This window comes from Blastomonas sp. AAP53 (assembly GCF_000331245.1).
Lineage (GTDB): Bacteria > Pseudomonadota > Alphaproteobacteria > Sphingomonadales > Sphingomonadaceae > Blastomonas.
The window spans coordinates 1-15,777 of the sequence record NZ_ANFZ01000023.1 but is presented as its reverse complement, the minus strand read 5'-3'; the positions used below and the strand labels follow the sequence as shown (position 1 = coordinate 15,777).

12 protein-coding genes are annotated in these 15,777 nt (G+C 65.5%); 7 read left to right on the top strand and 5 right to left on the bottom strand.

Translation table 11 applies throughout. The features are described from left to right. Positions 1-5: 5 nt before the first annotated feature. The 4 genes from D618_RS0116625 to bchF are packed head-to-tail and all read right to left on the bottom strand — an operon-like array spanning position 6 to position 7,032. A complete protein-coding gene (locus D618_RS0116625; RefSeq protein WP_017672668.1) occupies positions 6-3,599 on the bottom strand; it encodes a magnesium chelatase subunit H in 3,594 nt (1,197 codons plus the stop codon). A gap of 16 nt (positions 3,600-3,615) precedes the next feature. Continuing rightward, positions 3,616-5,235: a ferredoxin:protochlorophyllide reductase (ATP-dependent) subunit B gene (bchB, locus tag D618_RS0116620; RefSeq protein WP_026091793.1), complete on the bottom strand. Its 1,620-nt coding sequence runs from the start codon at positions 5,233-5,235 to the stop codon at positions 3,616-3,618. Positions 5,236-5,239: 4 nt separating this feature from the next. Further along, the gene (locus D618_RS0116615) at positions 5,240-6,523 is read right to left on the bottom strand and encodes a ferredoxin:protochlorophyllide reductase (ATP-dependent) subunit N (protein WP_017672666.1); all 1,284 of its coding nucleotides are present in this window, start codon (positions 6,521-6,523) and stop codon (positions 5,240-5,242) included. After that, positions 6,520-7,032 (bottom strand): 2-vinyl bacteriochlorophyllide hydratase, encoded by a 513-nt coding sequence (bchF, locus tag D618_RS0116610; RefSeq protein WP_040371006.1) that lies wholly within the window; start codon positions 7,030-7,032, stop codon positions 6,520-6,522. The genes D618_RS0116615 and bchF overlap by 4 nt, the downstream gene beginning before the upstream one ends. A 270-nt stretch (positions 7,033-7,302) precedes the next feature. Here bchF and D618_RS19195 point away from each other — a divergent pair, with 270 nt between their 5' ends. Together D618_RS19195 and ppsR are read left to right on the top strand one after the other, a co-directional pair. Beyond that, a complete protein-coding gene (locus D618_RS19195; protein ID WP_017672664.1) occupies positions 7,303-8,367 on the top strand; it encodes a cobalamin B12-binding domain-containing protein in 1,065 nt (354 codons plus the stop codon). Next, positions 8,321-9,817, top strand: coding sequence for a transcriptional regulator PpsR (gene ppsR / locus D618_RS0116600; protein ID WP_193746738.1), 1,497 nt, complete (start codon positions 8,321-8,323; stop codon positions 9,815-9,817). The genes D618_RS19195 and ppsR overlap by 47 nt, the downstream gene beginning before the upstream one ends. Before the next feature lie 15 nt (positions 9,818-9,832). Here the strand turns inward: ppsR and D618_RS0116595 are convergent, their stop codons facing one another. Beyond that, positions 9,833-11,269: a hypothetical protein gene (locus D618_RS0116595; protein WP_152414806.1), complete on the bottom strand. Its 1,437-nt coding sequence runs from the start codon at positions 11,267-11,269 to the stop codon at positions 9,833-9,835. 206 nt (positions 11,270-11,475) lie between these two features. On the opposite strand from D618_RS0116595, the gene chlG reads away from it, so the two are divergent. The 5 genes from chlG to D618_RS18770 are packed head-to-tail and all read left to right on the top strand — an operon-like array spanning position 11,476 to position 15,747. Continuing rightward, a complete protein-coding gene (gene chlG / locus D618_RS0116590; RefSeq protein WP_017672661.1) occupies positions 11,476-12,378 on the top strand; it encodes a chlorophyll synthase ChlG in 903 nt (300 codons plus the stop codon). Continuing rightward, entirely contained in the window at positions 12,375-13,712 is a 1,338-nt protein-coding gene (locus D618_RS0116585) for a BCD family MFS transporter (RefSeq protein ID WP_017672660.1), read from the top strand. Before chlG ends, D618_RS0116585 begins: the two co-directional genes overlap by 4 nt. A gap of 25 nt (positions 13,713-13,737) precedes the next feature. Continuing rightward, positions 13,738-14,949 carry a geranylgeranyl diphosphate reductase gene (locus D618_RS0116580; protein ID WP_017672659.1) on the top strand — a complete coding sequence of 404 codons (1,212 nt, stop codon included), beginning with the start codon at positions 13,738-13,740 and terminating at the stop codon, positions 14,947-14,949. Positions 14,950-14,995: 46 nt separating this feature from the next. Further along, positions 14,996-15,478, top strand: a complete 483-nt coding sequence (locus D618_RS0116575) for a TspO/MBR family protein (protein WP_017672658.1) — start codon at positions 14,996-14,998, stop codon at positions 15,476-15,478. Continuing rightward, positions 15,478-15,747, top strand: coding sequence for a hypothetical protein (locus D618_RS18770; protein ID WP_017672657.1), 270 nt, complete (start codon positions 15,478-15,480; stop codon positions 15,745-15,747). The genes D618_RS0116575 and D618_RS18770 overlap by 1 nt, the downstream gene beginning before the upstream one ends. Positions 15,748-15,777: the final 30 nt, after the last annotated feature.

Below are 15,777 nucleotides of genomic sequence, written 5' to 3'. Positions count from 1 at the left end.
TCCCGTCATTCTGCTGCGATCAGGCCTTCCAGCCTGTCTTCGATATCGTCCGCAGCCGCGCGGAGCGCCGCCAGGGTTGCGGCATCCGGTTCCCACAGCCGGCGGTCGCATGCTTCCAGAAGGCGTTCGGCGACACGCGCCGAGGCTTTCGGGTTCAGGGTGGCCAGGCGTGCGCGCATTTCATCGTCGAGCACGTAGGTTTCACTGATCTGCTGATAGACCCAGGGCGCGACCTGGCCGGTGGTGGCCGACCAGCCCATCGTCGTGGTGACATGGCCCTCGATCTGGCGCACGCCCTCGAAGCCATGCTTGAGCATGCCTTCATACCATTTCGGGTTGAGCATCCGGGTGCGCGTCTCGCGGTCGATCTGTTCGGACAGGGTGCGCACCTTGGCGGCACCTTCGGTCGCATCGACGATATAGACCGGCGCGGCCTTTCCGCCGCGGGCGCGGGTCACCGAGCGGCTGACGCCGCCCAAGGCATCGACATATTGGTCGATATCGGTGACGCCCAATTCGACCGAGTCGAGATTCTGGTAAGTGAAGTCGACCGAGGCGAGCGCGGATTCGAGCAGTTCGCGCTGCTTCATCGGCGCGCCGTTGCGGCCATAGGCATAGCCCTTGTGCGTTTCGAACGCTTCGGCCAGCTCATCGGGATCGGCCCAGGCACCGCCATCGATCATCATGTTGACCTGCGCGCCGTACGCACCCTCGGCATTGGAGAACACGCGCAACGCGGCGGTTTCCATGTCGCAATCCATCTTGGCGGCGTGGCTGAGCGAATGCTTGCGGATGAAGTTCAGCGTTTCGGGCTCGTCGGCGGTCGATGCCAGCCAGGCGGCTTCGGCAATCATCCGGGTCTGCAGCGGCAGCAGGTCGCGGAACACGCCCGAGAGCGTGGCAACGACATCGATGCGCGGACGGCCGAGCTCGGCCAGCGGGATCAGTTCTGCGCCTGCCAGGCGGCCATAGGTGTCGAAGCGGGGGCGTGCGCCCATCAGGTGCAGCGCCTGGGCAACCTGGGTGCCCTCGCTCTTGAGGTTGTCGGTGCCCCACAGCACCATCGCGATGCTTTCGGGGACCGGCTCGCCAGCCTCGACATGGCGGGCGAGCAGTGCATCGGCCTGCGCCGCACCGGTGGCGCAGGCAAAGGCGCTGGGGATGCGGAAAGGATCGAAACCGTGCGTGTTGCGGCCGGTGGGCAGCACGTCGGGATTGTGCAGAACGTCGCCGCCAGGGGCAGGACGGACATAGCCGCCATCGAGCGCATGCATCAGCGCGCCGAGTTCGTCATTGGCGGACAGCTTGGCGTCGAGCTCCGCGCGGGTCGCACCATTGTCGGTAGCAGCCAGCGCATCGAGAAACGCTTCGCGTTCCTCGCCCTGCAGCTGGTTGCCCAGCACGTGCAGACCGAACGGGATCAGCGCGCGTTCGAGCTCGTACAGATTGCCCGCCAGCGCCGAAATGTCGGCAGCGTCGATATCGAGCGCGGCGGCGGCATCGCGGATCATGACCTCGAGCGCAGCGCGCTCGACACCTTCACCCGCCAGCGAGCGCCAGCGTTCGACGAGCGCCTTCAGATCGGCAAAGCCCTTGTAAAGCCCCGCTTCAGCCAGCGGCGGGGTGAGGTACGACACGATCGTCGCGCCCGACCGCCGCTTGGCGATGATCGCTTCGGACGGGTTGTTCGCAGCGTAGAGATAGAAATTGGGAATATCGCCCAGCAGCCGGTCGGGCCAGCAATCGCCCGAAAGGCCTGCCTGCTTGCCCGGCATGAACTCGAGCGCGCCGTGCGTGCCGAAATGCAGCAGCGCATCGGCGCGGAAGTCTTCGCGAATCCAGCGATAGAAGGCGGCAAAGGCGTGCGTCGGGGCGAAATCGCCATCGAACAGCAGCCGCATCGGGTCGCCCTCATAGCCGAAGCTGGGCTGGACGCCGACGAACACATTGCCGAACTGCTTGCCCAGCACATGGATCGACCAGCCATCGCTCTGCAGCTTGCCCGGAGCCGGGCCCCACTGCTTCTCGATCGCGCGCAGGTGCGGCTCGCCGGTGACATGGTCGTCGGTCGAGATGCGCACCGCGACATTGGCGTCGGAGCCGAAGCGTTCCGAATTGCCCTTGAGGATCGCATCGCGCAGGCCATCGACGGTGGCGGGGGGCGAACAGTCATAGCCCTCTGCGGCCAGCCGGTGCAGCGTGGCGTGGAGCGACTCGAACACGGCGAGGTGCGCCGCGCTGCCGGTGGCTCCGGCGTTGGGCGGGAAGTTGAACAGGATGATCGCCAGCTTGCGCTTGGCGCGTTCCGACCGGCGCAGCATGACCAGACGATCGACTTTGGCGGCCAACGCCTCGGCGCGCTCGGGGCAGCTCTGCATCGCGCGCATCGCATCGGGCGCGGTGAACAGGCAATGGCGGGCACAGCCCTCGCACGGTTCGCCGGCACCGCTCGAACGGCCACCAAAGACATGCGGGATGACCGCGCCGTCCAGCTCGGGAATGGCGACCATCATCGTCGATTCCAGCGGCAGCAGCCCCTGGTGACGTGAACCCCATTGCTCCAGGCTCTGGAACTCGATCGGGTGCGCGGCGACATAGGGCAGGTCCATGCCCGCCAGGGTCTCTTCTGCCGCAGCGGCATCGTTATAGGCAGGACCGCCCACCAGCGAGAAGCCGGTGAGGTTGATCACGGCATCGACCACGGGCTTGCCGTCGCGGACCAGGTACCTGGCGATCGCCGGGCGTGCATCGAGGCCGCTGGCAAAGGCCGGGATGACATTGAGCCCGCGCGCTTCGAGCGCGGCGATCATGCCGTCATAATGGCCGGCATCCTTGCCCAGCAGATAGGACCGCAGCAGCAGCACGCCGACCGTGCCGGTGGCAGCAGGGTTGCGCGGCAGGGCGCTTGCATCTTCGGTCATGCGCTCGGCCAGCGCCGGGTGATACAGGCCCAGTTCGGGATATTCGCGTGGCGGCTGCGCCGGGGTCGTACCCTTCAATGCAGCGCGCTCGCCCGAGGCATAGCGGTCGATCAGCCCGCGGATCATCGACATCACATTGTCGTCGCTGCCCGCCAGCCAGTATTGCAGGGTGAGGAAATAATGCCGCACGTCCTGCGCGGTACCGGGGATGAACTTGAGGATCTTGGGCAGGCGGCGCAGCATCTTCATCTGCCCCGCACCCGAATTGCCGCCGGGCTTCGGCGATCCGCGCAGCTTCTTGAGCAAGGCCAGCGGACCGCGCGCGGGCGCATCCATGCGATAGCCGCCCATGCGCGTCAGCTTGACGATATCGCCTGCGGACATCAGCCCCAGCATCGCGTCGCACTGTTCGCGCCGCGCTTCGAGCGCGGGCAGGATGGCGCGGACATGGTCTTCGAGGAACAGCATCGTGGCGATGACGATGTCGGCGCGCGCGATATCGGCGCGCGCGGCATCGATGGTGCCGGGATCGCGGCCCCAGTCGGCGGCGGCGTGGAAGCCGATCGACAGGCCGGGCAGATCCTTGACCAGCAGAGCCTCTGCCCGGTCGACCGCGCCCGACAGATGGTTGTCGAGCGTGATGAAGACCACGCGGATCGGAGCGCTGCGGCCCTTCACGGGCTGGGAGGGGGTTCTACCGGGCATAATGCGCCTTCGCATCGTAGAGCGTATCGAGGGATATCGACGCGAGGCCGCGCTCTTCGGCATACCGTTCGGTGTTCCGGCGCGCCTTGCCGCGGACGAAGAACGGAATTTTCTTGAGTTCCGCTTCCGCCTCGGCGGTCCAGCGGGTCATTTCGAGGACATCGCCGCCTGCAGCGACACTCCCCGATGCGAAAAGGACAGGAGCGGCCGCTGCAATGTCTGCCATCACAGGTTCGGCCACCGGCTCGGCGACGGGCGTCGTCTTGGTGGTGCCGTGGGACAGATGGCTTGCACCTGCGCCGTCGTGAAATTCGAAATCGTCGCGGAACATGGTGAGCAGATGCTCTTCCAGCCCCATCACCAGCGGATGCACCCAGCTGTCGAACAGCACGTTGGCGCCTTCAAAGCCCATCTGCGGGCTGTGCCGTGCCGGGAAATCCTGCACATGGACCGGCGCCGAGATCACCGCGCACGGAATCGACAGCCGCTTGGCGATGTGGCGCTCCATCTGCGTGCCGAGCACCAGCTCGGGGTGCGCAGCGGCGATGGCGTCCTCGACCTCGAGATGATCGTCGGTGATCAACGGCTCGACGCCATGTTCGGCAGCGGCAGCGCGCAGATCACGGGCGAACTCGCGGTTGTAGCAGCCCAGGCCGCAGACCACGAAGCCCAGTTCGTCGCGCGCCACGCGGGCCGCGGCGATGGCATGCGTGGCATCGCCGAAGATGAAGACCCGCTTGCCGGTGAGATAGGTCGAATCGACCGAGCGGCTCCACCAGGGCATCCGTGCCTCGGGCAGGTTCAGCGCAGGCGCGGGGTCGACATTGGCAAGGGCGGCAACTTCACGGATGAAGTCGACGGTCGCGCCATGACCGATCGGGATCGTCTTGGTGAACGGCTGCTGGAAGGTCTTTTCCAGCCAGCGCGCTGCGGTTTCGGCGATTTCCGGATAGAGGACGATGTTGAAATCCGCCTCTCCCATCCGGGCTATGTCTGCCGCGCTGGCCCCCATCGGCGCGGTGACGTTAATCTCTATGCCGAGCGCAGCGAGAATCTTCGCGATCTCGACGATATCGTCGCGATGGCGAAAACCCAGTGCGCTCGGCCCAAGCAGGTTCGCTTTGGGACGCGGAGAACCTGCCTGGCGCGGTGCGGGGCGGGAGGAATCCCCGACCGCGAGAGTCCTGACAATCTGGTAGAATGTTTCCGAAGCGCCCCAGTTCTCCTTGCGGGAGTAGCTGGGCAGCTCGAGCGGAATCACGGGAATGTCGAGGCGCATCGCCTGCGCCATACCCGCCGGATCGTCCTGAATGAGTTCGGCGGTGCACGATGCGCCGACCAGCAGCGCGGCCGGACGGAAACGTGCCACCGCATCGCGCGCGGCGGACTGGAACAGCTCGGCTGTATCCTTGCCCAGATCGCGCGCCTGGAATGTGGTATAGGTGACCGGCGGGCGCTTGCCGCGCCGTTCGATCATCGTGAACAGAAGATCCGCATAGGTATCGCCCTGCGGCGCGTGCAGCAGATAATGCACATCCGTCATGCCGGTCGCGACCCGCATTGCCCCGATGTGAGGGGGCCCTTCATAGGTCCAGACCGATAGCTGCATGGCCCTATACCCTCAACACATCGCGGCGGCGGATCGGCCGTGCGAAAAGTTCGGCAAGATCGCCAGCCTGGTCGAAACCGTGGATCGGCGAGAACACCAGTTCGATCGCCCATTTGGTCGTGAAGCCTTCGGCCTCGAGCGGATTGGCCAGGCCCAGACCGCACACGGTGATGTCGGGCTTCGAGGCGCGCACCCGGTCGAGCTGCTTGTCAACGTCCTGGCCTTCGCTGATCACGGTCGTCGAAGGCAGCTGGGCCAGTTCGAGCGCCATGTGCTGGCGGTGCAGATAGGGGGTGCCGACCTCGATCGGGACCATGCCAAGCTCGGTGTGCAGGAAACGTGCGAGCGGCAGTTCCAGCTGCGAATCGGGCAGGAAGAAGATGCTCTTGCCTTCCAGCTGCGCGCGGCTGTGCTCGAGCGCACGCTTGGCGCGTTCGCGGCCCGGCGCAACAGTGGCGCGGAAGTGCATTTCATCCACGCCGAATGCAATCGCGGCGGCATGCAGCCAGTCGGTGGTGCCTTCTGCGCCGAAGGGGAATGGCGCGGGCAGATGCACGGCGCCGCGATCTTCGAGCGCCTGTGCGGTCTCGCCCAGGAACGGCTGCGCCAGCAGGAAGCGGGTGTTGGGACCCACCGGCGGCAGATCGCGCGATTCGCGCGCTGGCAGGCAGGCAACATTGGTGATGCCCAGATCGCGCACGAGCCGCAGCAGCTGGTCTTCGACGATATCGGGCAAGGCTCCGACGATCAGCAGCTGCTGGTCGCAGGCCGCAGGATGGGCGGGCATGAACGGCACGAGTGCTGCGAGGCACGCATCCTCGCCCTGGGTGAACGTGGTCTCGATGCCGCTGCCCGAGTAGTTGACGATGCGGACATCGGGCAGGAACGCGCCGGCCAGCCGCTGGGCGGCGCGCGACAGATCGAGCTTGATGACTTCGGACGGACAGCTGCCTACCAGGAACAACGTGCGGATCTCGGGACGGCGAGCGAGCAGACGGCGCACGACGCGGTCGAGCTCCTCGTTGGCATCAGCCAGGCCTGCCAGATCGCGCTCCTCGATGATCGCGGTGGCAAAGCGCGGCTCGGCGAAGATCATCACGCCGGCGGCCGATTGCAGCAGATGCGCGCAGGTGCGCGAGCCAACGACCAGGAAGAAGGCGTCGGGCATCTTGCGATGCAGCCAGACGATGCCGGTGAGGCCGCAGAACACTTCGCGCTGGCCGCGTTCGCGCAGCACCGGGGCAGAAGCACAGCCCTGGCTGGCGGCAAGAGGAGCAGCGGCGATCATCGTGCCACCGCCAGGCGGGGCTGCTGCTCGTCCGATGCCGCGCCTTCAAGACGGGCCACCCGCAGCTTCCAGAGGAACTGCGCGGCGTTGATGACATAAGCGGCATAGCCGGCCAGTGCGACGCCCAGCCGCTGCTCGACGGTGCCGATCGCTGCCAGCAGCATCACCAGATACAAGGTGTGCAGCGCGAGCACGAGCATCGAGAACACGTCTTCCCAGAAGAACGATGGTGCGAACAGCCACTTGCCGAAGACCACCTTCTCCCAGATCGAGCCGGTGACCATGATGGTATAAAGTGTGAGGGTCTTGATGATGATCGAGATGTCGGCCGCCGCAGCGCCCTCACCCGTCCCGAAATAGCGCAACACCAGCGCCAGGCTCACCAGAAATACCAGAAACTGGACGGGTGCCAGCAGGCCCTGGACCAGTGTCCACACTGTCGAATCACGCCGCCGGCGCTCCTCTGCAGTATAGAGCGAAGCGCTCGCACGCTTGCCCTGGCGATCCATCAGATCGCCCGCAAGCTGGCGGTTTTCCGCTGTTCCAGGCTGGTTTTTCAGTAGCATGAGGGTTGAAGCGCCTCCCTTTTCAAGAACTGAAACCTACCCCCCACTTCCCAAAAGTGTCAAGTTAAATTGACGTATAGTTTGCTTGACAAATCTGTGGTTGTCAGGCTCTCTGGACAGGCGTACCATCAGGTTCTGGCAAGGTGATGCACGCAGAACGTTTCCAGCCACGGGGCCGGCGCACGGCGCGTCGACAAGACTAGGAGAGTCTGAATGGCCTCAGTTTTTGGCATCGATCTGTTCCGGTCGACATCAGGACTGTTCCGCAACGCGCGCCTGCGCAAGAAGGCGTCGTCCTGGGATGGCGAGCAGACTGGCTCCAGCCGTTTCGCGCGCCATGGACTGAGCGACGATGTCGGTCGGCTGGTCGAGGATGAAATCATCCCCCGGCTGCTGATGGTTCACCAGGATGATCCTCGCATGCAGCATTTCCCCGCTGATCAGTCACCGCACCTGGTCTCGTCCACACTGGCACCCGAACCGGTCAGCCAGGAACCCGTGGCGGACAAGGATTTCCGTGACACATCGGGCACCCAATCCAACGACAATACCAATGCCGGCGATGCCGCGCCCATGCGCAAGGACACGCCGACACCCATGTTTGACGAACCTTCTATAGCAGCCTTCGCCAACCAGGTGCTGGCGCACGAGGTCAACGAGCTGGCCGACATCATCATCGATCACCTCGACAGCGATGTTGCTCCCGAAACGCTGTTCATCGAGCTGATCGCGCCCACCGCCCGCGAACTGGGCGAAAAGTGGACCCGCGACGAATGCGATTTCGTCGATGTGACCATGGGCCTGTGGCGGCTGCAGCTGCTGCTGCGTACCATCGCGGTCTGGGCACCGCCCACGCCCGGCTGGCACCTGCGCTCCAACCGCGCGCTGTTTACGACGATGCCGAACGACCAGCACAGCCTGGGCACCTTGATGATCTCCGAATGTTTCCAGCGGGCAGGCTGGGATGTCGAGGCGCTGGTCGAGCCGGACCAGTCTGAAATCCTCCGCGCGCTCAGCTCCTCGTCTTTCGATGTCGTCGGATTGACAGTCACCACCGACTTTTCTATCGCGGCTGTTCCCAAGCTGCTGACGGCAATGAGAAGCGTGTCCTGCAATCCCAATTTGGCGATCATGATCGGCGGTCCGGCCATTGGCCATGATCCCGAACGTGCGCGTGCACTGGGTGCGGATGGAACTGCACCTGATGCCGCTGCTGCGCTCGCATTGGCCGATGAACTTGTATCTGCCGGGGTTGAGCGCACCGCTCTTTCGAATTGAAGACCGCACCCGGCGCGGCATGAACAAGGACGAGCTTTCAGCAATTGCTATGCCTTTCCGCGACCTCAAAGGCGTTGTCGGTACCCTAGAAATCGGCGCAGCACTCGCATTGGTGCTGGCCGCAGGCGATATTGCCTTGGCGCTCGATGAAGACGGCGTCATCAGCGATGTTTCCGTGAGTGCCGACGACATGCCTGACCTTAGTGGGTGGATTGGCCGCCGCTGGGAAGACACGGTCGCGCTCGACAGCCGCCCGAAGATCAGCGAAATGCTGTCCGCGCCATCATCGGACAAGCCCGCCAGATGGCGGCAGGTCAACCATCCCGGACCCGAGGGCAATCTTCCGATCCACTATCGGCTTGTCAGCCTGGGCGAGGGCAAGCCGCGCATGGCCATCGGCCGCGATGTGCGCGCCTGGGCGAATCTGCAGCAGCGGCTGCTCCAGACACAGCAGTCGCTCGAGCGCGATTACCTGAAGCTGCGCCAGACCGAGGCGCGCTTCCGCCTGCTGTTCGACATGATCGTCGATCCGGTGCTGGTCATCGATTCGGGCACGCGTCGCATCGTTGCCGCCAACCCCGCCAGCTACCGCCTGTTCGATGCCAAGCCCGGCAGCCTGGACAACCGCGATCTGGCCAATGTCATCGGCGGCATTTCGCGCGACGAGCTGATCGCCAGCCTGGGCGGTGCGACCGCAACGGGCGACCATTGCGAGATGCAGGTGAACATCCGCGAGGGCGAACCGCCGATGGTGCTGACCGCAGTTCCCTTCCGCCAGGACAATGGCCGCCAGTTCATGATCCGGCTCGCCAGCGGCGATGCGCCATTCGATCTGGCGGGCGAGCGCCGACCGATGGCCGACCTCATCGAGCGGATGCCCGATGCGTTCGTGCTGACCGACAGCAAGATGCACATCATCACCGCCAATTCGGCCTTTGTCGATCTGGTGCATGGCAGTTCCAAGGAGGCGATCACCGGCCAGCCGCTCAGCCGTTTCATCGGCCGTCCCGGCATCGATGTCGACCTGATGCGCAAGCAGCTGGACGACCACGGCCAGGTGCGCAACGCCACCACGATCGTGCACGCCGATGATGCGATCGAGGAAGCAATCGAGGTTTCCGGCGTCAAGACCGAGGCGCAGGGCGGGCATTACGGCTTTGCTATCCGCACCGTCAGCCGGCGCGTGCGCGACCTGCCGCCGTCCGACCGCGACCTTCCGCGTTCGGTCGACCAGCTCACCGAACTGGTCGGGCGCATGCCGTTGCGCGAGATCGTGCGCGAATCCACCGACCTGATCGAGCGCATGTGCATCGAAGCAGCGCTCGCCTATACCTCGGACAACCGCGCCTCCGCCGCCGAAATCCTGGGCCTGAGCCGCCAGAGCCTGTATTCCAAGCTCCACCGCCATGGCCTTGGCAACCTTATCGGTCGCAAGGACGAGCTCAGCTAGCCTGTCCCGCGCGAGCTACCGGCCGATCAACCCCAGTGCATGCCGGATAAAGGCATCGCGGTCCGTCACCCATTGCGCATCGGGCGGCAACTGCGGATCGGCATAGGTCCAGCCTTCCGGCGAATAGGCCCTGCGGAACGTTCCCCTGGTGTTGAACGCCAGCGACACCATGCGCTGCTGTGCCCTGGTGGTGCGATCCTGGCCGATCACGGTGGGCGTGCCCGGCTCGACTCCCAGGCCCTGCATCCCCAGCCGGAAAACGAACGGTTCGCTGCGATAGCTCTCGACCACGGTGTTGTGGAACACCGACAGATAGACCTGATCGAGTGCGGCCAGGGGCGCCGGCGGCATGCGCCAGTCGGGGCTGACCATGATGCTCCAGGGGTGATGATCAGGCGCCCCGTAGATGATCTCGGTTCGCAGATCGAGCAGCGCATCGCGCGGTGCTTGCGCAGGGGCGACGCGCTTGAGCCGCAGATTGTTCGACCAGGTGAACCCGAAGGCCGAGATATCGACCAGCGGCATCGCCGACGGGGTCGTTGCACCCGGCAGGTTGGCCACGGTGACGTCTTCGTAGACGCGCAGATACGCCTTGTCCTTCAGCTGGTGGCCGCTCGCCACATCGATCCAGCCCTTCTGGCCATACCAGACCGAGTTGCGGATGTGCGAGACCAGGGTCCCGTTGATATAGGTGGAATGTTCCTGATCGACATTGTCGCCGACATTGCCGCGGATCTCGCTGTCCTCGATCAGCACCATCGTCTCCCCGCCGGGCACGAAAATGGCATTCTTGCCGCCGAAGATCCTGGCCCGGCGGATGACGGCCGTCACCAGTCCGGGCCGGGTAACGCCCAGCACCTCGAGATGCACCGCACCCTTGACCTCGCCGGCGTTCGGAAAATCGAGCCCGATGTCGCGCATCTCGAAATGGATGCGCTGCGGACCCAGGTCGAATAGGCGCAGATTGATGGTCGCCCAGGCGTCATTGGTACGGAAAGTCACCGGCACGCCCGGCACCGAGGAGCGGATGATATATTGCGTGCCCTGAGTCGCTCCGGTGATCTGCGGCATCCAGGGGGAAAACGGGTAGACGCACGGGCGCCCTGCGCTGTCATACGCCTCGTAGATGAACTCGAACCCGCCTTCGACCCGGCCATAGAGCGATTCGGCAGATGGCCCTGTATAGATCTCGCGCCCCGCCGCGCGCGAGGCATCGCACCGGATCTTCAGCGTGACGGCGGGCGCACGAAGCCCCTGCATCGGCATGTAGAAGGGATAGGCCCGGTCGCTGCGTTGCGGTTGGGCGGGCTGGTCGGGGGCCGTGACCTCGGCTGTCGGCGCAAGCTTTTCCGTCTCCAGCCGGATCACCGGCGCGCTGCTGCCAGGCCCGGCGGACGACACCAGCAGCGCCGGCAGGAACGCGAGCAGCATCGCCAATCTGTACAAAGACATCATCCGCCCCTTTTGCTGGCCTGCGTTTTTTGCCGTTTTGTCGGCTGTCGGCTAGCCCCAATTGCTTAAAATCCGAAAAGCGCAGGCCAGGACGCCTGCTGCCATCCGAACTTGCCCTGGCTGTCGGGGGCAACGCCGGTCAGACTTACAGCACAAACTGTCCATTCTGATTGACACTTTGGCCCATCGGGCATAGCCTCGGCCCTATGGATCGCTCCGCCAAAATCCCCCGCCCCGTGCCGATTCCCGCTGCGCGCGACGTTCTGGAACTGTTGAAGCCGGTCACCTGGTTTCCGCCGATGTGGGCGTTTTTCTGCGGCGTGATGTCGTCGGGCGCGGGGCTGGATGGCCGCTGGTGGTTCCTGCTGGGCGGGGTCCTGCTCGCAGGGCCCATGGTCTGCGGCACCAGCCAGGCGGTCAACGACTGGTACGACCGGCATGTCGATGCGATCAACCAGCCCGAACGCCCGATTCCCTCGGGCCGGATCGCCGGACGCTGGGGCCTGTATGTTGCGCTGATCGGGTCTGCACTCTCGCTGCTGCTAGGTGCGGCGCTGGGCTTCTGGGTGTTCATCGCGACGATCGTCGGGCTGCTGTGCGCCTGGGGCTACAGTGCGCCGCCGTTCCGGTTCAAGATGAGCGGCTGGGTCGGCCCTGCGGTCGTCGGGCTGAGCTATGAAGGGCTGAGCTGGTTCACTGGCGCGAGCGTGATGAGCGGCGGATTGCCCGACACGCGCGTGCTGATCGTCATCCTGCTCTACAGCCTGGGCGCGCATGGCATCATGACGCTCAATGATTTCAAGGCGGTCGAGGGCGACACCGCGATGGGCGTGCGCTCGTTGCCGGTGACGCTGGGCGTCGCCAACGCCGCGCGGCTCGCCTGCGCGGTGATGGCGGTGCCGCAGATCGTGGTCATCGCATTGCTGTTCAACTGGGGCCTTGGCATTTCAGCGCTCGCGGTGTGCGTATTGCTGGCGATGCAGTTCGTCTTCATGCGGCGGTTGCTGACCGACCCCAACAAATACGCGCCCTGGTACAATGCAACCGGCGTCTCGTCCTATGTCTTCGGCATGCTGGCCGCCGCTTTGGGCCTGGGGGGCTGGATATGATCCGCGCTCCCCGTATCGGCTCCCCCCGTATCGGCTTGGGCTGGCTGGACATCATGCGCATGGGGCTGGTGCAGGCCAGCATCGGCGCGATCGTGATGCTGGCGACATCGCTGCTCAATCGGGTGATGGTGGTCGAATATGCATTGCCCGCAGCGCTGCCCGCCGGGCTCGTCGCCTGGCATTATGCGGTACAGCTGTCGCGCCCGATGTGGGGCCATGGGTCAGACAAGGGCCGCAAGCGCACGCCGTGGATCATCGGCGGAATGGGCATCCTGGCTTTGGGCGGCATCGTCGCGGTCAACGCGACGATCCTGCTACCTGTCTCGCCGCTCTATGGCACGCTGCTCGCCATCCTCGCCTTCAGCATGATCGGCGCAGGCGTGGGTGCGGCGGGCACGTCGCTGCTGGCGATGCTCGCCTCGGGCGTGGTGCCCGAGCGGCGCGCGGCCGCCGCAGCGATCACCTGGATCATGATGGTCGCAGGCATCGTCATGGCCGCAGCCACTGCGGGCAGCCTGATCGACCCGTTCACCGAGCAACGGCTCGCGGTCGTCTCCGGCGGCGTGGCGCTGAGCGCCTTTTGCCTGGCATGCGTCGCGATTGCGGGGATCGAAAGGCGGCTGATACCGCCCCAGCATCCCAATGCCGATGCGCCGACCGCCAGCTTTGGCGAGGCATTGCGCGAGATCCTGGCCGATGCCACCGCGCGCCGCTTCACCATCTTCGTGTTCGTCTCGATGCTCGCCTATGCGATGCAGGACCTGATCCTCGAGCCTTATGCGGGCCTCGTCTTCGGCATGAGCCCGGGCGAATCGACCAAGCTATCCGGGCTGCAGCACGGCGGCGTGATGGTCGGCATGATCGTCGCCGGGATCGGCGGCAGCGCCTTTGCCGGGCGGCGGCCTGCGGACCTTCGCTGGTGGATCCTCGCCGGATGCGGCGGCTCTGCGCTGGCGCTCGCCGGGCTGGCGATTGCCGCAACGACAGGCGGCGACTGGCCGCTCAAGGCGAACGTTGCCGTGCTGGGCTTTGCCAACGGGCTGTTCGCGGTTTCCGCGATCGGCGCGATGATGGGGCTGGCAGGCGCGGGCCAGCAATCGAAAGAGGGTGTCCGCATGGGCGTGTGGGGCGCGGCGCAGGCGATCGCCTTCGGCCTCGGCGGGCTGACCGGCGCGATGGGCGTGGATATCGCGCGCGGGCTTCTGGCCAGCGATGGCGCGGCCTTCCAACTGATTTTCGCAGGCGAGGCCGGGTTGTTCATCCTGGCCGCGTTGCTGGGGGTGCGCGTGACCATGCGCACTGCCAATCCGCTGATGGTGGCGGCACCGGCCTGAGGGCCAGCACAAGGAGCACGAGGCGATGGCACAGGCAGACTTCGACGTAGCCGTCATCGGCGGGGGGCCCTCGGGCGCCACAGCGGCCAACGATCTGGCCCGGCGCGGGCTCAAGGTGCTGCTGCTCGACCGCGACGGCCGCATCAAGCCATGCGGCGGTGCGATCCCGCCGCGCGCGCTCAAGGATTTCGAGATTCCCGAATCACTGCTGGTCGCCAAGGCGCGCGCGGCGCGGATGATCGCGCCATCGGGCCGCGAGGTCGACATGCCGGTGGGCGATGGCCCCGAAGGCAAGGGCTATGTCGGCATGGTCGACCGCGACGTCTTCGACGAATGGCTGCGCGCGCGGGCCGCGCTCAACGGCGCGGAGCGGATCACCGGCACATACGAACGGATCGACCGCGATAGCGACGGCATGGCGGTGTTGGTATACCGGCAGGAACGCGGCGGTCCCGACCGGCGGCTGCGCGTGCGCAGCGTCATCGGGGCCGATGGTGCGCGCTCTGCCGTCGCCCGGCAGAACATCAAGGGCGCCGAACAGGTCAAGTGCGTGTTCGCCTATCACGAGATCATCAAGACGCCCGACCCGGCGACCGCCCGCGCTGCGGACTTCGATGCCGACCGGTGCGATGTCTATTACCAGGGCCACCTCTCGCCCGATTTCTACGCCTGGGTGTTCCCGCACGGCGACACCGCCAGCATCGGCCTGGGCAGTGCCAACAAGGGCTTTCCCCTGCGTGAAACCACCGCGCTGATGCGCGAGCAGATCGGGCTGGCAGGCTGCGAGACGATCCGCAAGGAAGGCGCGCCGATTCCGTTGAAGCCCCTGAAGCGCTGGGACAATGGCCGCGACCTGGTGGTCGCAGGCGATGCCGCCGGCGTGGTCGCCCCGGCTTCGGGCGAGGGCATCTATTACGCGATGGCCTGCGGGCGGCTGGCGGCGGACGCGGTGTTCCAGTTCCTCGCCACCGGCAAGCCTGCCGCGCTCAAACAGGCGCGCAAGGCCTTCATGGCCAAGCATGGCAAGGTGTTCTGGATCCTCGGCATCATGCAGTATTTCTGGTACTCGTCGGACAAGCGCCGCGAGCGTTTCGTGAAGATGTGCGCCGATCCCGATGTGCAGTATCTCACCTGGCAGAGCTACATGCATAAGGAGCTCGTCCGCCGCAAACCGGTGGCGCATGCCAAGATTTTCGTGAAGGACATGGGGCATCTGCTCGGGCTGTCGCGCGCCTGACAGGACGATTACGCGATTTTTTTACAGCTGGGAGGCTGCTGGTTACATGCACCGTGAAGGTTTTCTGCCCGTCATCCTGGCGGCGATGGCGGCATTGATCGTGGCCGCGGGCGGTGCGACGATCACCGATCTGGGCCCCTGGTATCAGGGCCTGACCCAGCCTGGCTGGGCGCCGCCCGGCTGGCTGTATGGCGTCGCGTGGACACTGATCTTCGCGTTGGCCGCCATGGCCTCGCTCGCTGCGTGGCGCGCCGCCCCCAGCCGCAACGCACGCACCAACGTCATCGGCCTGTTTGCGTTCAACGGCTTTCTAAACGTGCTTTGGAGCCTGTTGTTCTTCCGCGTGCAACGCCCCGACTGGGCGTTGATCGAGGTGGCGGCGCTGTGGCTGTCGGTCGCGGTGCTGATCGTCTATTGCGGGCGCTTCTCCAGGGCGAGCGCCGGACTGCTGCTGCCGTATATCGCCTGGGTCAGCGTCGCAGCCGCGCTCAACTATGCCATCGTCCAGCTCAACGGACCATTTGGCTGATGGGCGCGGCATCTGCCCTTTTTGTCAGCGGTCATGCGGCGGACCTGATCCTGATCGTGCTGGCGGCGGAGTTTATCTGGCTGGTAGTGCGTGGAGCCAAGGCGCTGGATGTTGCGCTGGCGCTCGGCCCTGCGGTGTTCATCGTCCTTGCGCTCCGCGGCGCACTGACCGGCGCGGACTGGCCGATGATCGCACTGCCGCTGATGCTGTCGTTCCCGGTGCATATCGCGGACCTGAGGCGGCGCGGGATGGTCGGCAAAAGGCTTTAGCGCAACCGCCCCCCCCCCCCCCCCCCCCCC

What these genes read in the sequence shown, in the direction of transcription:
- D618_RS0116585 (WP_017672660.1), top strand. Translation starts at nt 12,375, where the DNA reads ATGATCCGCGCTCCCCGTATCGGCTCCCCCCGTATCGGCTTGGGCTGG.
- bchB (WP_026091793.1), bottom strand. Translation starts at nt 5,235, where the DNA reads ATGCAGCTATCGGTCTGGACCTATGAAGGGCCCCCTCACATCGGGGCA.
- D618_RS0116615 (WP_017672666.1), bottom strand. Translation starts at nt 6,523, where the DNA reads ATGATCGCCGCTGCTCCTCTTGCCGCCAGCCAGGGCTGTGCTTCTGCC.
- chlG (WP_017672661.1), top strand. Translation starts at nt 11,476, where the DNA reads ATGGATCGCTCCGCCAAAATCCCCCGCCCCGTGCCGATTCCCGCTGCG.
- bchF (WP_040371006.1), bottom strand. Translation starts at nt 7,032, where the DNA reads ATGGATCGCCAGGGCAAGCGTGCGAGCGCTTCGCTCTATACTGCAGAG.
- D618_RS0116595 (WP_152414806.1), bottom strand. Translation starts at nt 11,269, where the DNA reads ATGTCTTTGTACAGATTGGCGATGCTGCTCGCGTTCCTGCCGGCGCTG.
- D618_RS18770 (WP_017672657.1), top strand. Translation starts at nt 15,478, where the DNA reads ATGGGCGCGGCATCTGCCCTTTTTGTCAGCGGTCATGCGGCGGACCTG.
- D618_RS0116575 (WP_017672658.1), top strand. Translation starts at nt 14,996, where the DNA reads ATGCACCGTGAAGGTTTTCTGCCCGTCATCCTGGCGGCGATGGCGGCA.
- D618_RS19195 (WP_017672664.1), top strand. Translation starts at nt 7,303, where the DNA reads ATGGCCTCAGTTTTTGGCATCGATCTGTTCCGGTCGACATCAGGACTG.
- ppsR (WP_193746738.1), top strand. Translation starts at nt 8,321, where the DNA reads ATGAACTTGTATCTGCCGGGGTTGAGCGCACCGCTCTTTCGAATTGAA.
- D618_RS0116580 (WP_017672659.1), top strand. Translation starts at nt 13,738, where the DNA reads ATGGCACAGGCAGACTTCGACGTAGCCGTCATCGGCGGGGGGCCCTCG.